Annotated in this window: 19 protein-coding genes, 1 tRNA gene and 1 pseudogene; 10 read left to right on the top strand and 11 right to left on the bottom strand. The window is 67.2% G+C overall.

The annotated features are described in order from the left end of the window. Window positions 1–13: 13 nt before the first annotated feature. From FKO37_RS08420 to FKO37_RS08410, 3 genes are read left to right on the top strand one after another with little or no spacing between them, the layout of a single operon-like run. Window positions 14–1,465, top strand: coding sequence for a bifunctional 3-(3-hydroxy-phenyl)propionate/3-hydroxycinnamic acid hydroxylase (locus tag FKO37_RS08420; protein ID WP_238604159.1), 1,452 nt, complete (start codon window positions 14–16; stop codon window positions 1,463–1,465). Next, a complete protein-coding gene (locus FKO37_RS08415) occupies window positions 1,462–2,277 on the top strand; it encodes an SMP-30/gluconolactonase/LRE family protein (RefSeq protein WP_238604158.1) in 816 nt (271 codons plus the stop codon). Before FKO37_RS08420 ends, FKO37_RS08415 begins: the two co-directional genes overlap by 4 nt. Beyond that, window positions 2,262–4,175 carry an acetoacetate--CoA ligase gene (locus FKO37_RS08410; RefSeq protein ID WP_238604157.1) on the top strand — a complete coding sequence of 638 codons (1,914 nt, stop codon included), beginning with the start codon at window positions 2,262–2,264 and terminating at the stop codon, window positions 4,173–4,175. Before FKO37_RS08415 ends, FKO37_RS08410 begins: the two co-directional genes overlap by 16 nt. Here the strand turns inward: FKO37_RS08410 and FKO37_RS08405 are convergent. After that, window positions 4,159–5,595, bottom strand: coding sequence for a carboxylesterase/lipase family protein (locus FKO37_RS08405; RefSeq protein ID WP_238604156.1), 1,437 nt, complete (start codon window positions 5,593–5,595; stop codon window positions 4,159–4,161). The two genes, FKO37_RS08410 and FKO37_RS08405, sit on opposite strands and share 17 nt — an antisense overlap. Before the next feature lie 70 nt (window positions 5,596–5,665). Between FKO37_RS08405 and FKO37_RS08400 the strand changes: the two genes are divergently transcribed. Further along, window positions 5,666–6,250, top strand: a complete 585-nt coding sequence (locus FKO37_RS08400; RefSeq protein WP_037811096.1) for a TetR/AcrR family transcriptional regulator — start codon at window positions 5,666–5,668, stop codon at window positions 6,248–6,250. 64 nt (window positions 6,251–6,314) lie between these two features. Here FKO37_RS08400 and FKO37_RS08395 read toward each other — a convergent pair whose 3' ends face one another. Then, window positions 6,315–6,710, bottom strand: coding sequence for a hypothetical protein (locus FKO37_RS08395; protein ID WP_051171969.1), 396 nt, complete (start codon window positions 6,708–6,710; stop codon window positions 6,315–6,317). Window positions 6,711–6,816: 106 nt separating this feature from the next. On the opposite strand from FKO37_RS08395, the gene FKO37_RS08390 reads away from it, so the two are divergent. Further along, entirely contained in the window at window positions 6,817–7,026 is a 210-nt protein-coding gene (locus tag FKO37_RS08390; protein WP_134729292.1) for a hypothetical protein, read from the top strand. A 269-nt stretch (window positions 7,027–7,295) separates the two neighbouring features. On the opposite strand, the gene FKO37_RS08385 is transcribed toward FKO37_RS08390, so the two are convergent. Beyond that, window positions 7,296–7,466: a hypothetical protein gene (locus FKO37_RS08385; protein ID WP_238604155.1), complete on the bottom strand. Its 171-nt coding sequence runs from the start codon at window positions 7,464–7,466 to the stop codon at window positions 7,296–7,298. 17 nt (window positions 7,467–7,483) lie between these two features. On the opposite strand from FKO37_RS08385, the gene FKO37_RS08380 reads away from it, so the two are divergent. The 4 genes from FKO37_RS08380 to FKO37_RS08365 all read left to right on the top strand — a co-directional run bounded on the left by FKO37_RS08380 (window position 7,484) and on the right by FKO37_RS08365 (window position 8,808). Then, window positions 7,484–7,723, top strand: coding sequence for a hypothetical protein (locus FKO37_RS08380; RefSeq protein ID WP_238604154.1), 240 nt, complete (start codon window positions 7,484–7,486; stop codon window positions 7,721–7,723). A 21-nt stretch (window positions 7,724–7,744) separates the two neighbouring features. Beyond that, window positions 7,745–8,110, top strand: a complete 366-nt coding sequence (locus FKO37_RS08375) for a hypothetical protein (RefSeq protein WP_051171967.1) — start codon at window positions 7,745–7,747, stop codon at window positions 8,108–8,110. Window positions 8,111–8,218: 108 nt separating this feature from the next. Continuing rightward, the gene (locus FKO37_RS08370) at window positions 8,219–8,590 is read left to right on the top strand and encodes a hypothetical protein (RefSeq protein ID WP_051171965.1); all 372 of its coding nucleotides are present in this window, start codon (window positions 8,219–8,221) and stop codon (window positions 8,588–8,590) included. Beyond that, a complete protein-coding gene (locus tag FKO37_RS08365) occupies window positions 8,587–8,808 on the top strand; it encodes a hypothetical protein (protein ID WP_037811091.1) in 222 nt (73 codons plus the stop codon). Before FKO37_RS08370 ends, FKO37_RS08365 begins: the two co-directional genes overlap by 4 nt. 84 nt (window positions 8,809–8,892) lie before the next feature. Here FKO37_RS08365 and FKO37_RS08360 read toward each other — a convergent pair. From FKO37_RS08360 to FKO37_RS08340, 5 genes and pseudogenes are all read right to left on the bottom strand, one after another. Continuing rightward, window positions 8,893–9,381, bottom strand: a pseudogene (locus FKO37_RS08360) (LppA family lipoprotein). 118 nt (window positions 9,382–9,499) lie between these two features. Continuing rightward, window positions 9,500–10,021, bottom strand: coding sequence for a hypothetical protein (locus FKO37_RS08355; protein ID WP_200864272.1), 522 nt, complete (start codon window positions 10,019–10,021; stop codon window positions 9,500–9,502). Next, entirely contained in the window at window positions 10,018–11,673 is a 1,656-nt protein-coding gene (locus FKO37_RS08350) for an alpha/beta hydrolase (RefSeq protein WP_134665200.1), read from the bottom strand. Before FKO37_RS08350 ends, FKO37_RS08355 begins: the two co-directional genes overlap by 4 nt. Continuing rightward, window positions 11,673–11,981 carry a type VII secretion target gene (locus FKO37_RS08345; protein WP_037811085.1) on the bottom strand — a complete coding sequence of 103 codons (309 nt, stop codon included), beginning with the start codon at window positions 11,979–11,981 and terminating at the stop codon, window positions 11,673–11,675. The genes FKO37_RS08350 and FKO37_RS08345 overlap by 1 nt, the downstream gene beginning before the upstream one ends. Window positions 11,982–12,290: 309 nt before the next feature. After that, window positions 12,291–12,671 (bottom strand): hypothetical protein, encoded by a 381-nt coding sequence (locus FKO37_RS08340; protein ID WP_037811083.1) that lies wholly within the window; start codon window positions 12,669–12,671, stop codon window positions 12,291–12,293. Window positions 12,672–12,797: 126 nt separating this feature from the next. On the opposite strand from FKO37_RS08340, the gene FKO37_RS08335 reads away from it, so the two are divergent. Continuing rightward, complete coding sequence (locus tag FKO37_RS08335) at window positions 12,798–13,730, top strand: IS3 family transposase (protein ID WP_238604153.1); 933 nt, start codon at window positions 12,798–12,800, stop codon at window positions 13,728–13,730. 72 nt (window positions 13,731–13,802) lie between these two features. On the opposite strand, the gene FKO37_RS08330 is transcribed toward FKO37_RS08335, so the two are convergent. From FKO37_RS08330 to FKO37_RS08320, 3 genes are all read right to left on the bottom strand, one after another. After that, window positions 13,803–14,048 (bottom strand): hypothetical protein, encoded by a 246-nt coding sequence (locus FKO37_RS08330; RefSeq protein WP_167754140.1) that lies wholly within the window; start codon window positions 14,046–14,048, stop codon window positions 13,803–13,805. Window positions 14,049–14,163: 115 nt separating this feature from the next. Beyond that, window positions 14,164–14,673 (bottom strand): hypothetical protein, encoded by a 510-nt coding sequence (locus FKO37_RS08325; protein WP_134665210.1) that lies wholly within the window; start codon window positions 14,671–14,673, stop codon window positions 14,164–14,166. Between the two features lie 338 nt (window positions 14,674–15,011). Next, window positions 15,012–15,084: transfer RNA gene (locus FKO37_RS08320), tRNA-Arg, on the bottom strand. Between the last annotated feature and the right edge of the window lies 1 nt (window position 15,085).

Here is a 15,085-nt window from a genome sequence, read left to right as displayed (position 1 = left end):
CGAAGGAACAGTCATGGACACGTACGACATCGCGGTCGTGGGCTGCGGTCCGGTCGGCCTGACCCTCGCGCGGCTGCTCAGCGCGAAAGGACTGCGGGTCGCCGCGATCGATCCGAACCGGATCGTCTGCCACCATCCGCGGGCGACTCATCTCGACGACGAATCGATGCGCACTCTGCAAACGCTGGGCGCGGCCGATCTGGAGGACCGGTTCCTGCGGCAGACCGGATGGACGCTGCAACTGCCGGACGGCACGCCATTCCTCGAATTCGCCCACGCCCGGGAAGAATCCGGACAGGGCTGGCGCACGGATTACCAGTTCCACCAACCGGATTTCGAATCCCGGCTGCGCGGTTTGCTCGCGAACGACCCGAACGTCGACCTGTGGTTCGGCTGGTCCGTCACCGAAATCACCCAGTACGTCGACGCCGTCCGCCTCACCGTGACCGGCCGGGACCAGGTCAGGACGCTGACCGCGGCCTACGCCGTCGGCTCGGACGGGGCGAATTCATTCGTCCGGCGGCTGATGAACGCCGAGGTCGAAGATCTCGAGGGAACGCAACGTTCGCTCATCGTCGACATCCATCCGTTCCAACATCCGCCGGCGCTGCCCCAGGAATCCGGATTCATTCTGTGCCAGGGACAACGGCCGATCACCTATGTGCCGATCTTTCCCCCAATGCTGCGGTTCGAATTCATGCTCCTCGACGGAGACGACGCCGCCGCGCTCGAACGTCCGCAGGCGGTGTACGACGCCCTCAGCCGCTGGATCGAACCGGGCAGCTACCGCATCATGCGCGCCGACACTTACGAATGGCACGCGCGGCTCGTGCACGGCTGGCGTTCCGGCAGGCTGCTCCTCGCCGGCGACGCCGCGCACGAGATGCCGCCGATGCTCGGGCAGGGCATGTGTTCCGGACTCCGCGACGCGGCGAACCTCGCCTGGAAACTCGCCGCCGTCGTCCAGGGCGGCAGCCCCGACAGCCTGCTCGACACCTACGAGACCGAGCGCGCCCCGCACGTTCGCCCATATATCGCCGAGTCCGCCCGACAGGCCAACCTCATCGAGTCCTTCGGCATCGGCGACACCCATCCGGAACTGACGGAGCCGCAGACTCTCGAACCGCTCCGTCCGCCGCTCGGCCCCGGCCTGAGCACCTCGGTCAGCCGACTCAGCCCGCAGCCCCGGGCCGCGGACGGCACGCGACTCGACGAGGTCACCGGATACAACTTCGTCGTCGTCGGCAAACAGGCCGTATCGGCGGAGATCGCGGAACTGTGGCGGCACCTCGACGTCGCGGTGGTCGCTGATGGCGGCCTGGTGGTCGAGGAATGGTTGGCCGCGAATTCGGCCACCGCGGCCATTATCCGCCCGGACCGATACGTGTTCGCCTTCGCGGCCGACACTGCGGAACTCGAGACGGCGACGAAGGAACTCGCGCGACGCATGGAGGTGCGCGCGTGAAGCCTTACGGCACCGGGATGATCTGGGGCGAAGGACCCCGCTGGCATCAGGGCGCGCTGTGGCTGTCGGACACCCAGGGCAGTCGACTGTGGACGGATCACGGCGGGACCTGGAGCGCCACCAAGCTGGACTCACCGGCGAACGGACTGTGGTTCTTGCCCGACGGCAGGCTGGTCGCGGCCATGATGCACGAGAAGCGCATCGGCGTTTGGGCGGACGGGCAGTTCTCCACCTACGCGGATCTCAGCGCCGTGGCTGGTCCGCTCGGCGATCTCGTCGGTGACGAGCAGGGCAATCTGTACGTCGACGACGTCGGGTTCGTCCCTGGTGAACCGCCGCGACCAGGCCGTTTGGTGCGGATCGGCGTCGATGGCTCAGCCACTGTCGCTGCCGAGGACCTCGACTTCCCGAACGGTCTCGCCTTCCTCGACGGTGGGCGCACCCTGGTCGTCGCCGAGACCGCGGCGCAACGGCTGACGGCCTTCACTGTCGACCCGGACGGCACGCTGACCGACCGGCGGCTTTACGCCGACCTCGCGCGTTTGGTCGGCCCCGACGCTCGTCCGGACGGAATCTGGCCCGCGCCCGACGGGATTTGGGTGGCGACCACGACTGGACACGCAGTTGTGCTGGTCCGGGACAACACGGTGCGCGAGACGATCAAGACCGGCACCGCGTTCCCCATCGCGTGCTGCACCGATGGCGGAAACCGGCTGTTCGTCACCCTCGCCGACACCGGCGGACGGCCGCTGTTCGAGGCCCTCGCCGCCAAGGATGTGCGGACCACGGTCGCGGAATGGGAACTCGAATGACCGCGCGGATCACCGATTTCGCCCGGTACGCGTCGGCCCGCACCGGACGCGACCTGACCAGCGGGTACCGGGCGCTGTGGGAATGGTCGGTGCAGGATCTCGACGGGTTCTGGTCCGCGGTGTGGGACTACTTCGGGCTGCCAGCGCGCCCGGAGGGACAACCGGCGCTGGCGACCGAGGCGATGCCGGGCAGCGTCTGGTTCCCGGGGAGCACGTTGAACTATGCGGCCGAGGTCTTCCGGGATCGCGACGAGGACGCTACTGCGGTGATCGCGGTGGCCGAGGACGCGGTGCCGGTCGAGCTGAGCTGGGGTGAGCTGCGCCGGCAAGTCGGCTCGGTCGCGGCGGCGCTGACTGAATTGGGAGTATCGCCGGGCGACCGGGTGGTGGGTTACCTGCCCAATTCGGTCGAGGCGATCGTGGCGTTCCTGGCGACCGCGAGCCTCGGGGCGATCTGGGCCGGATGCGGGTTGGACTACGTCGGATCGGCCGCGCTCGCGCGGTTCGCGCAGCTATCGCCGACCGTGTTGATCACCGCGACCCAATCCCGGCACGGCGGCCGCGTCGTCGAACGCAGCGCCGACGTGGCGGCTTTGCGCGCCGGACTGTCCACATTGGTCGCGACTGTGGTGCTCGATGACTCGGTGCCCGGCGCGATCCCCTGGTCGTCAATCGTCAATGGCGACGCTGTCTTGGCACCCGTGCCCGTTCCGTTCGAGCACCCGCTGTGGGTTCTCTTTTCCTCCGGGACCACCGGCCGTCCTAAAGGGATAGTGCACGGACACGGCGGCGTAGTCCTCGAGCAGCTGAAACATTCCGCGTTCCACCAGAACCTGCGGCCTGGCGACCGGATCCTCTGGTACACGACGCCGAGCTGGATGCTGTGGAACTCACTCGTCGGCGCTCTCCTCACCGGAGCGACCGCGGTGTGCTACGACGGCAGTCCGACGTTCGGCCGCCCGGATGCGTTGTGGCAGCTGGCCGCTCGCCTGCAGGTCACCACGCTCGGCACCAGTCCTGGTTACCTCGCCTCGTGCCGCAAGGCCGGGGTCCGGCTCGGTGACCATGACCTGCGCGCGCTGGTACGGCTCGGCGTCACTGGCTCGACGTTCCCGGCTGACCTGCACCGCTGGGTCGAGGGCGAACTGGGGACGCGAGTGCAGGTCGTTTCCAGCAGCGGCGGGACGGACGTCGTCACCGCCTTCGCGAGCGCGGCGCCCACCACGCCGGTGTGGGCGGGCGAGTTGTCCGCCCCTTGCCTCGGTGTCGCGCTCGATTCGCTGGGACACAACGGGGAATCGGTGCGCGGCGCGGTCGGTGAGCTGGTCGTGCGGCGGCCGATGCCGTCCATGCCGGTGCGGTTCTGGAATGATCCCGACGGCAGCCGGTACCGAGCCGCGTATTTCGACACGTTTCCGGGGCTGTGGCGGCACGGCGATTGGACGACCATCACCGATCGCGGTTCGGTGATCATCCACGGCCGTTCGGACGCGACGCTGAATCGGCACGGCGTGCGCATGGGCAGCAGCGATATTTACGGGCCGGTCGAGGAACTTCCGGAGGTCGCGGAGGCGCTGGTTGTCGGCGTTGAGCTGGACGATGGCGGGTACTGGATGCCGTTGTTCGTCACGCTGACCGACGGGGTACGTCTCGATGAAACGCTGCGACACCGGATCCTCGCAGCCATCCGCCGAGGTGCTTCCGCACGGCATGTTCCCGACGAGATCCTTGCGGCACCGGGGATTCCGCATACTCGGACGGGGAAGAAGCTCGAGGTTCCGGTGAAGCGGCTGTTGCGCGGAGAAGAGCCGGACAACGTGGTTGATCCGGGGAGCGTTGATCGGCCGGATCTTCTTGACTGGTATCGGCAGGTCGGCATGACTAAGCGGGAAGGCTGAACGGGGCCGGGGTGTGCTGCTCCCAAATCTTCCGTGAAGCTTCTGCCGGATAGGGAACGGTCTTCGACTCGACGTCCAGCACGCGGGTCAGCCGTTGGCCGGGACGATAAGCGGCCCACCCCGGATCGCCAGTGGCTGCGAAGCTGACCCAGGCCTGCCGAAGCTCCTCGGACGTCTGAAGCGTGGTGGCACCAGGCATCTCGCCGAAGACCTGGCGGCCGACCGGACTGTCCAGAGTTCCGAAAGCGAGACACACGTCGAGGCTGTGACACGCGCCCAGACCGGGCGCGGACAGACACAGCTCGAACAGGTACGACCGGCCGCCCGCCAGAGCGTTGACTTCGGCCAACTGCTGGCTCGGCATCCGGAAAAGCGCGTCCGAGTAGACGGTCTCCATCAACTCCTCCGCGCTAGCTTCCGGATAGCCTGCGCGGTAGCCGTCTGGCGACGGGGCAAAGAGGTCGAGCGCCCGTTGCACGTCGTCGGCAGTGAACGTGCCGACTCGACCGGCCATGACGGAGAACAGCCGGAACTCGTCGCGGGTGTGGCCGACGAGGAGGTCGACGCCGTCCGAGAGCGCCGACCAGGGCGTCTGCGGCAGGGAATCCTCGTCCAGCACAGGACAAACTCCGGCCCCGATTTGCGCCATCGGCCCCCAGCGGTCGCGTTGGCCGGACAGGCTGGCGTTGAACGCGGTGAGTCTGTCGGCCAGCTGCCACGGGTCGACGTTGCGGAGGTCTTCCCCGTTCGCCAGCGCCGCGGTGACCTGCTTGGCGAGCGAAGGGAGGACGAACGCACCGGGTACGGAATGGGCGATGGCGCGTTGGAACAGGCCTTGCGCCGTCACGAGCAAGGACGCGACCGATCCCGCTCCCGCGGACTGACCGGCGACGCACACTCGCGCGGGGTCGCCGCCGAAGCGGGAGATGTTGCGCTGCACCCATTCCAGAGCTGCGATCTGGTCGAGGAAGCCGCGGTTGGCCGGAGCGCCGCCGATGAGCGCGAACCCTTCGACGCCGACCCGGTAGTTCACGCTCACCACGACCAACCCGGCCGCGCACAGCAGCGTCGGGTCGTAGCTCGGGTCGCTGCTTACCGAGATGACGTATCCGCCGCCTGGCAACCAGACCAGCACGGGCAGAGCCGCCCCTGGGTCGGGCGTTGCGACGTTGAGGGTGAGCCAGTCCGTTTCGTGCGCCGACTCCACCTGGACCGGTCCGGATTGCGGAGGCAGCGGACCAAACTCGGTCGCCTGTCGCGTGCCCTCCCAGGGCGAGACCGGGACCGGCGCAGCGAACCGAAGATCGCCCACCGGCGGCTGGGCGTACGGAATCCCGCGGAACTCCGCCATCCCCGCTCGCCAGCGGCCCGCCACGGCCCCCTCGACCGTCCGGACCACTGGCTGCGTCTTGTCGTCCATTCTCGTTCCCCCTCCGGTTTCAAGTCAAGTGTATTATGTCACTTGTATTGGAACGAGGGAAAGGGCTGCCGTGCCGAAGAAGGTCGACCACCGCGAGCGCCGGGAAGCGATCGCGCGCGCGTTGTGGCGGGTGGTGGCGCAGCAAGGCTGGAACCGCGCGACCATGCGCGAGGTCGCCCGGGAGGCGGACGCGTCGCTCGGGCAGGTTCAGCACTACTTCTCGACCCGGACGGCGATGCTCACGTTCGCGATGGAGTTCGCCGCGGAGCAGACGTCGCACCGGGTCGCCGAGGGGCTCGTGGACGTCACGCACCCCCGCGAGGTGCTGCGGGTGACACTCACCGAGATGCTGCCGCTGCACCCCGACGCCCGCGCGACCAGCCGGATGAGCGCCGCGTACGTCCTCGAAGCCCTGCACGACCCTGAGTTGCACGCGAAGCTGCGCGACGACTTGCGCGAGAAACGAGCACTCGTCGAACAGATGATCCGGCAAGCCATCGCGGACGGGCACATCGCCGAGGATCGGGACCCGGCCGTCGAGACGAATCTTGTCCTCGCGTTGACTGGATTGACGCCGCTGCTTGAGCTGGACGTGATCGATCCTCGCGCCGCGCGCGTGGCGATCGATCGGTATCTGGATCAGCTTTTCGTTTAACCCGCGCCGGTCAAGCAGTGCTGCACGAGCGGGCCACGCCGCAGAGAGACTCGAACGCGGCCGGCTACGGCCGAATTGTTTGCAGCGCTTCCCCGTTCTCGGCGATGAACCAGAACGACCATCCGTTGCGGTTGTTGTGCACATTGGGGTTGAGTGCTTGGACAACCCCCATCGCCGCACCGCTCGGGCTCTTGTACGAGCACCCAGCGAGCACGCCGCTCGTAATGTCGACTCGCTTAGTAGCTTTGTGGTAGAGCGCCTCGATGCGCTCGCCTCCGTAGTCGGCGTAGATGGACACGCCGTCATCAGCAGGTTCCTGCCCAGCGGCGGCGGGCGTTCCGACCTCACGGACGAAATGGTCGAGCAGACGTCGCACCGCCTCACCGCCTGAGACCTGCCACGCACGTGCGAGCAGCATGACTCGGTCGTAGTCGCTGTCCACAAGATCCAGTTTTTTCAATTCTCATTCCTCTCTGGTTGCTGAGAAGATAGTAGTATTCTCTACTGGGTTGCGCAAGCGGCGACAGTCCGAAGCCGCTGTCCGATGAGTGAAGGGCTCCTACCCCATGACCAAGCCTCGTGCGACGTCGTCCCGCCAGCGGACTCTGCTTGTCCTGGTCGCAGTGCTCACTGGAGTGATCGCCTGCCTGGTGGCCGGAATCGTGGCGGCCGCAGTGGGCACCCGAACGGAAGTCGTGCTGACCGCTGGGGCAGGCGCTTTTGTGGTGACCGTCAAGCTCGTGCTCCACATCCTGAAGGAGCTCCGGCAGCTGTGAGCAATCATTGATGCGCACCGCGAAGAGAATGGACCTCACAGCAGAGAAGCGGCCGCTCTTGTCCAACTGAAAGGAAGGGCTTGTCGCGAGCCAGAGGGCATGCCGATCACCATGTTTTGTGCCCCCGGCAGGATTCGAACCTGCGACACCGGCTGTCGCAGAATCATGGCCATGTTAGCTCCATTTATGTTGTGGTGTAACGGAATCCGTCCCGCAGTGACTCAGTTGGACATCGTTGTATCGAGTTGAATTCTGACGGTTTACTGACACTAGTGACCCCTCAAATCGCCGATCTTCGGCTCGGCGTCGAGCAACGTCTCCAGCAGCGCCGCGGCCCGCTCGTTCGTCACCTGCTTGCGCCAGTAGTGCTTCTCAACCATCTCCTTGGTGTTGCCCAGCTGGCTGGCCGCCTCCTCGACCCGGCCGCCCTGATCGGCCATGTGCGTACCGACGGTGGATGCGCCCGGCGAACTCGGCCAGCAAACCCGAGTGGGTCGCCTGCGCGCAGGCGCGCGCGGGCCAGTCGTGGCAGGTCGACGGCCTCGACTTCCAGCCCGCGTGGTCGATGAGCGGCAACGCCGCCGGTGACGCAGACGCGCTCAACGCGGAGTCACCGCGCTGCCCGGCTTGGAATACGGCTGGCTCAAGAGGGCCGATGGCGCGCGTCTGCAGCAAGAAAGCCGACGGCCGGGTTTGAACTGCGGACGCGCACGCCGCGTTGTTCCGCCGTCTCGGCATCCCGTTCGGCGGCTACGTCTACGCCCAGCCCAGCGACGGTGCCGCCGAAGCCCGCGTGCTGTGGGCGGAGTGCAAGCGGCTCGGCTGGACCGGGGTCGCGCCCGGCTGCGACATCGAGAGCGACCCGAAGATTCACATCTGGTCGAACGCTGAGGCCAAGGACCACGGCCGCGCGTACTGCTCGCAGATGCGCCAGCTCGGCGTCCGGCAGGCGGTCTACATGAACGCGTCGCTGGAGCAGGCGACCCGGCCGGATCTCTGGCCGGAAGTCCCGGTCGTCTGGGTCGCCCGATACGGGCTCAAACCGGAGACCCCAAGGAACGGCGTGCAATACACCGGCCACTAAGACATCCATCAGTACCGCGACGACGGCGCACTCCCCGGCTCGGCCGGAGCCGTCGGCTGGAACCAGTCCTACACCAACGCTCAACTCATCAGCGCGGAGGCTCCCGACATGGACGCTACCCGAGCCCGGCAGCTGGCCGAGCTGCATTCCTGGCTTAGCCCGCTTTCGCTTGAGATCGGGCCGAACAACGCGGACGGCATCGCCCCGCGCTCAAACGCCAAGCCGCTCAACGACATGCTCGCCAACGTGTACGGATGCTCTTCTTCGCGTCGAACTACATCGCGGCGCCGGACGGCAACCCGATGCCGTCGATCCTGTCCATGGTCGCCAAAGGCCGTCGGCGCGGGCCTCGACGATTTCCGCGCGCAGCTGCGCGCCGACGTCGTGGCAGTGCTCGGCGACGACAACGCCGAGCAGGCCGACGAGATCGTGGACAAGCCCGCCGCTCGGCTCGGCACGAAACCGGCGGTCGCGCAGTGACCGCGCCGGATCAGCCGAGCCGCGCCGGCACCGAGCCCGCGAGCATCGCCGAGGCCGTGCGCCTGGTCCTCGTCGCCGTCGTCGCCATCGGGTGGTGGGTGATCCCGGACCAGACCATCAACGTGATCGTGTCCGCGGTCGGCACGATCCTGTCCGTCGTGAGCAGCGTGCTCGTCCGCCGCCCTGTCGTGCCGGTCGCCAAGCTCGACCAGGACTAACCGGGCATGGAACCGCCTCGCCGCGCAACCGAGGGGGAAGCGCGGCGGGGCGGAACTGAGCAGATGGCGGGTCGGTGCGCCCGGCTAGGGCGTGGCCGACGGGGTGCCACGTTGCTTGGCCGCAGAGAAGAGGCGACAGCCAAGGTCGAGGCCAAGGCTGGTGTTGAGCGCGGTGCCGAAGGAGATCGCTCCTTCATCGGTCCGGTTATGGAAGACGGCGTCGTGTGATCCGGGCGCGTCGTGCAGACGCTGGGGACGCGGGTCGAATCCGTAGCGCTGGGCGATGGTCCCGATGATGGTGAGGGCTTTCTCCTAGTCCGCGTCCGGCAGGTTCCCGGTCACCCCGTGGTCGCCCAGGCTTGCCTGTTCGCCGTCGTTGCCGACGCCGGGGAATCGTGCGCCGCACGCTGCTCGCGAGCCGTTGCCAAGCGGCGTCCAGGGCGTCAGTTTGGGGATGGCGGCGGTGAGGGCTTGGCGGAGTTCGGTGTCGAGTTGCTGGTATTGCTGGCGGGCTTGGTCGGTGTCGGGCAGGCGCATCAGTGCGGCCCAGACTTCTGCGGGGTCTCGGTCCACGTTGTCTCCTGGGAAGGGCGATTTCTCGACACTGCACGCAGTCAGGACTGCAGCGAACAGCCCAGCAATGAGCAGGACTGCTGACCTTGGCTGATCCAGTCGACGGCTCATCCGGGCCTCAGGACTTGGGCTCGGGCGTCCCGTTGGGCCAGACGCACGGCGAACTAGCTCCGATGCTCAGGCGCCCCAGGACCGTTCCCGTCACCGTGCCAGTCAGGCTCATGACGTAGCCGTCACCGTTATGGGCGTTAGCGAATTGGTCGCCCTGCCAGGTGTCGGTTTCGATTGTCCAGCCGTTGTCCGTCCACCACTTTTTTAGCTTTTCGTAGTAGGAACTATTTTGCGCGCGGTCCGGGCCGTCTACCCAGTAGGTGACGCCGACCCTGACTTGACCGGTTTCTTTGTCCGACGAGTCAGTGCAGGACTCTGCGGGAAATACGATTTCGGTCAGCTTGTACCCGACAGGGAAGGAGATCGACGCGGCAGCGTGAACGGCGTCCGCCGCCGCCTGCTTGGCCTGTTCGGACGTGAGGGTTGGCTGCATGGGGGCACCTCCGCAGGCGGTCATTGCGATCAAGACGGCGGCAAGCGTTGCGAGCCTCATCGGCTGCACAGGTTTTTTTTGATAGTTACGAGTCATGGTTTGCTTCCGGCAATTACCTTGCCTATCGACTTGAGTGAGGAAGAGTCTTTGTTCCAGTAGTCGCTGTGGGAGGTGGCGGGGTTTCCGGTGTCAGAATCGAAGGTCTGCCCGCCGAACCAGGGGGTGGTGGGGGCGGGTCCGAGGGGGTCGATTCCGTCGAGCGGGGAGAAGTCGAGGTTGGTGAGTGCGGGGATGGGGTCGGTAGTGGAGGCGGTGGAGTAGATGTGCTGGCCGACTTGGTTTTGAGGAGTTCCGTCGAGGTGGAGCTGATTGGCGTGGTCGACGCCGACTCCGGGGCTGGCGACCATGACGAGGTTGTTGGCGGGCAGGCCGAGGTCTCGGGCGGTTTGGCCGACGACGGTGGTGCCGTAGCTGTGTCCGATGACGGTGGTGTTCACCGGCCCGTGGTGCGCGGCCCCGAGCCCGTCCTGAAAACCGCGCAGCGCGGGTTCGGCTTTGTCGGCGAAGCTCGTGCTGGCCGCGTCCGGGAGGACGCTTTGCGGCGCGTCGTACCCCACCCACGTGATCACCGACGTGGACGGGGAACCCAACTGCGTGGCTTTGGCTGCCATGGCGTCGGAGCGTTCGATGTCGGTGTGCATGCCGTCGTTGAGCCCGGCAGTGGTGCCGGGGACGTAGGTGGCGACGTTGGCGGCGTGGTCGGGATCGCCGATGGCGACGATCGCCTGCCCGGAGTTCGCGGGGTTGATGCCAAGCAGGTAGGCGGGCGGCTGACCGGGCAGGGCCTGGTCGAGCCGGTGTTTGATCTGGTCCATTCCGGCGATCTTGCCGTTGAGCTCGTCGAGTTGCTTTTCCAGCGCGTAGTACTCCTTCTGTTGCTGCGGATCGCTGCGTTTCACCCCGTCGAGCCGGTGGCGGATGTCGTCGCGCTGCCGTTGCAGATCGGCGTAGTCGCGGTCGAGCACGGCCCGGTTCGCGCGGTCGCGGTCGACGGCGGGCAGTCCGTCTATCGCGCCGATCCGGCCGGGGCGGTCGCGGATCAGGATGTCCCGCTCGGCCGGGGAGAGGGTGGCCCACCACGCCGAGGCTTGCGATGGCGTCGCGTTGGGCGGAGGTTCGGGCGCGGTGAGGCCAGGAGCGTTTAATCCGTCGGCGGCCGCGGCGGCGACGGTGGACTCGTTCCCGGTGCCGAACTGGCCGGCGGCTGCTTTGTCCAGGACGGCGGCGAGGTCGCTGTCGATGTCTTCGGCGGTGCGCAGGATCTGCGCGACGTCGTCGGCCAGTTGCTGTTGTGCTCGTGCCCGGTCCTGCGGGTGCAGTTCCGGTGGCGGGTCACCTGCGTAGACGCAGACGATCGCGCCGTCGGCGGTGATCGCGAACCCGTATTTGCGGGCCAGCTCGTCGGCGTTCTTGATCGCGGCCTGCAGCGCGAGGATCGCGTCGGCGGCCTGCCCGACGGCTTTGCCGATCGCGGCGACTCCGGCGGCGTAGGTGTCCAGGCCCTGCATGTGGGTCTTGTGCTGGGCGGCCGCGCCCTCGGCGGCGGGACCGCTCCAGCCGTCCACCGGGAGCAGTTTGCCGTAGTCGTCGCCCTCGCTGACCAGAACCTGCACCTTCGCCCGCACGGCCGAGCAAACCTCGTCCAGCACGTTCGGGTTCCAGGCGCGCACATCGGCCAGTGACACCATCAGCGCGGCCCCCGCATCGTCGGAGCGACGGGGAACACCCCGGCCGCGCTGTGGTCGCCCTTCTCGTACCGGTCGGCTGCTGCACCAAGATTCTCGCCGAACCGCTGCGCCTGTGCACACCACTGCGCGAAGGTCGACGACAACGCTTCTTGGCAGCCCCCGGCCGCCGCCGCGGCCTTCCCGCCCCGCACCGCAGCCGAGACCCGCCCGACCAGACCGGCGCAATCCGCGCCGCGCAGACCGGCCGTTTTCTCCCCTGCGGACCGCCCCGCCGCTCTCAACGCAGCGGGCACACTCGTGAACCCCATCGGCCTCCCCTTCCCGTAACCGAGAGTCACGTTACGGGCACCGGGGCTCGGAGATCAACGGTGTCTACCCCTCAAACGGGGGGCTCGCCAGCGAACACGCGAAGGCCTACCTAGGCGCAGCTAGATAGAACTACTCAGGAGGAGGAGAAGCGACGCGTGGCACGACCTGATGTGCAGCGCCCAAGGACTCGTGAACGCTAGATCGCCGCCATGCGCGTCGCTCGACCGGCACATTTCACCGGACAACGGAACCGCCCCGCCACGCGCCTGCGAGAGGGAAGCATGCGGACGTGCGGCATGGGGTCGTGGTTATGTGCGGGATCGAAGGGTTAGCAGGGGCGAGAGCTCGATGGCGTTCTGGCCGCCGTGCGGGCGAATCGTCTCCTTGTGTTTCTTCAGGAGCCGACGGATCGTGGCATAGCACGTACTGTGTGCGTCGGTGACTGCCTGTATGGATGCGCCGCCTTCGTAGTCGAGAATGTTCTGTTCGATGTCGAGGTCGGTGCGCTTCACACCCTGTCGGATGGGCGGCAGCACGGCCCCTTCCTGCCGCAGCAATCGCCCGGTCCAGCTCAGCGACAGCCCGTGCTCCCGAGCGATCTCGGTGACCGACTCACCGGCTCGCCAGGATTCGATCATCCGGCGGTTTCGCTTGATCCGTTTCGCGCGCGCCTCGTCCGGCGTTTCCATCCGGTGTTCCTGTCATCGCAGTCTGTTGGATGGGGGCGGTGGTCTTCGGGATAGACCACCGTCCCCCGCACCCCGTCCGGTGGGGGCGCACCCGGTGCCGCAGCGTGTCGAGGGATCACCGCCGCGGTGCCGGGCTGTCTAGATGTCCAAACGGAAGCTTTCGCCGCACTCGCCGCATCGGTGGTCCGTGTGCTTGGCGGTCGCGCCGCAGGCTTTGCAGGCGAGTCGTATCCGGATTGGACGGCGCGGCGGACCAATGCGAGCGAAGCCCGGCGCTCGGCGCAGCCAGTCGGAGAAGAGGAACAGGGGATTGATCCCACATTCGTCGTCGGCGTGGTGGTCGCCGCGATCCACGACGAGTCGAACGGCACCTACGGAACGCCCCGGCTGCACGCCGAACTGCGCCACCGCGGGCGGCGGCACTCCCGCAAGCGCATCGCCCGGCTCCTGCGCGCCGCCGGCCGCGCCGGACGAGCTCCGAAACCGTGGCGCACCACCACCGTCCCCGACCCGGGCGCGCACACTCCGGCCGATCTGATCAAGCGGGACTTCTCCTGCAGCACAAGCGATATCAACACTCGCTGGTGCGGCGATATCACCTACATCCGCACCTGGGAAGGCTGGCTGTATCTGGCCACGGTGATCGACCTCGGTTCCCGCCGCGTTGTCGGCTGGGCCACCGCCGATCACCTGCGCACCGACCTGATCGCCGACGCGCTCAACAACGCCGTTGCCCAGCGCCGACCGGAACCCGGGGTGATCTTCCACTTCGATCGCGGCTGTCAATACACGCCTGCCCAGTTCGGTGCCCTCGCCGACGAGCACGGCGCGCGTTTGTCGGTGGGGCGCAAGGGACAGTGCTGGCCCAACGCCGTCGCCGAATCGTTTTTCGCTACCATCAAAGCGGAATTGCTCGACCGGCGCGGCTGGCCTACCCGGGTTGCCGCGCACAAAGCGATCTTCGGCTACATCGAAGGCTGGTACAACACCCGCCGACTGCACTCCAGCCTCGGCTACCTCAGCCCCAACACCTACGAACCCACCCACCGGATAGCCTGACCGCCTCAACGACCCTGTCCGTCAAAACGGGTCAGCCCCAGTCGGTCAGTGGCAATCCAACTGGACCTGCGCTCAGCGATCCTCGCCGCTCGTGCCGGCGACCCGGTCGAGGCCGACGACTATCTGGGCGAGGTACGCGCGTTCGCGGACGAGTTCCAGCCGCCCGCGGTCCCGTACTACGGCGTCGACGCCAGCACGACGAACATCGTCGTTCACTGGTGCGCGAAGCCGGTCGAGAACTACAACGGCACCGAAGCCGTCCGGCGTGCCTCCGCCGTCGAAGTTACGGACCCGCGTCGACCGGAACGGGTCGGGCACCACCACATCGACATGGCGCGCGCATGGATGCTCCATGGTGACCGAGAGCGCACTCTCGCAGAGTTGAACGCGGCCAGGGAAGTCGCACCGAACGCGACCCGTCACCACCCATCGGTCACCGAGACGGTGCGGGCGCTCGCCGCTTCCGAGCGGCGCACCACCGCGACTCTGGCTGGGTTCGCGCGATGGGCAGGCGTTCGGCTCTGACCAGAGCTAACCCGGTCGGTTGGCGGCGAGCAGTGACCGCGCGGACGCCACCTCGTACTCGGTGCAGCCAGTCCCCCCGCTGGTCGAGGTACGGCGTGTACGCCGAGCCGAGCAGTCGCGAGCCGCAGTCGGCGACCGGTTCCAGCACGTCGCCGTAGGCTTGCATGGTGCGGTCGCCGTACTTGGCGTATTGCCGCGTATGAACCCACTCGTGGTTGATCACGTCGATCATGTGCGAGCACGGAACCCGCGGGGAAATGCGCACCTGCATCGTGCCGTGCAGGTCGACCACGCCCCACAGATTGTCGGGCGGCTCGGCGATCGTCCAGGTGAAGCCGCCGCGACCGAGCTCGTCGAGCCGCCGGTTCATCACCGTGGCCTGGTCGCACGTCGGCGCTTTGCGATCGGTCGGCCTCAACCCGGCCGACCGTGCGACCGGGTCGACCGGTGGCGCGAAGCTGGTCAGACCGAATGCAACGACCAGGGTTGCCAGCAGCGCCCCGATCGATCGCGAGGTGAAGCATCTCGGTCTGTCGGAGTCGTCCCCCACGGTGTCCCCCTCGTCATGGTCCGGCAAAGGGGATCGCAGAGCGAAGCGGACCTGTTACGCGGGAAGCCGCGGGAGGTGCGGACCGTGTGCGGAGAGGTACGGTCGGGGGCCGAACCGTCACGCGCTGAATTCAGACAGTTTTCTGACTCTTGAGGCTTCCCGGTTCGAACCTTCTTGATCGAAATAGGATCTGACCTGCGGATGTGTGCCCCCGGCAGGATTCGAACCTGCGACACCGGCTTTAGGAGAGCCGTGCTCTATCCCCTGAGCTACGAGGGCC

This window comes from Amycolatopsis sp. Poz14 (assembly GCF_006704225.1).
In the GTDB taxonomy this organism is placed as follows: domain Bacteria; phylum Actinomycetota; class Actinomycetes; order Mycobacteriales; family Pseudonocardiaceae; genus Amycolatopsis; species Amycolatopsis nivea.
The sequence above is the reverse complement of the archived record's forward strand: the minus strand, read 5'-3'. Positions and strand labels throughout refer to the sequence as shown.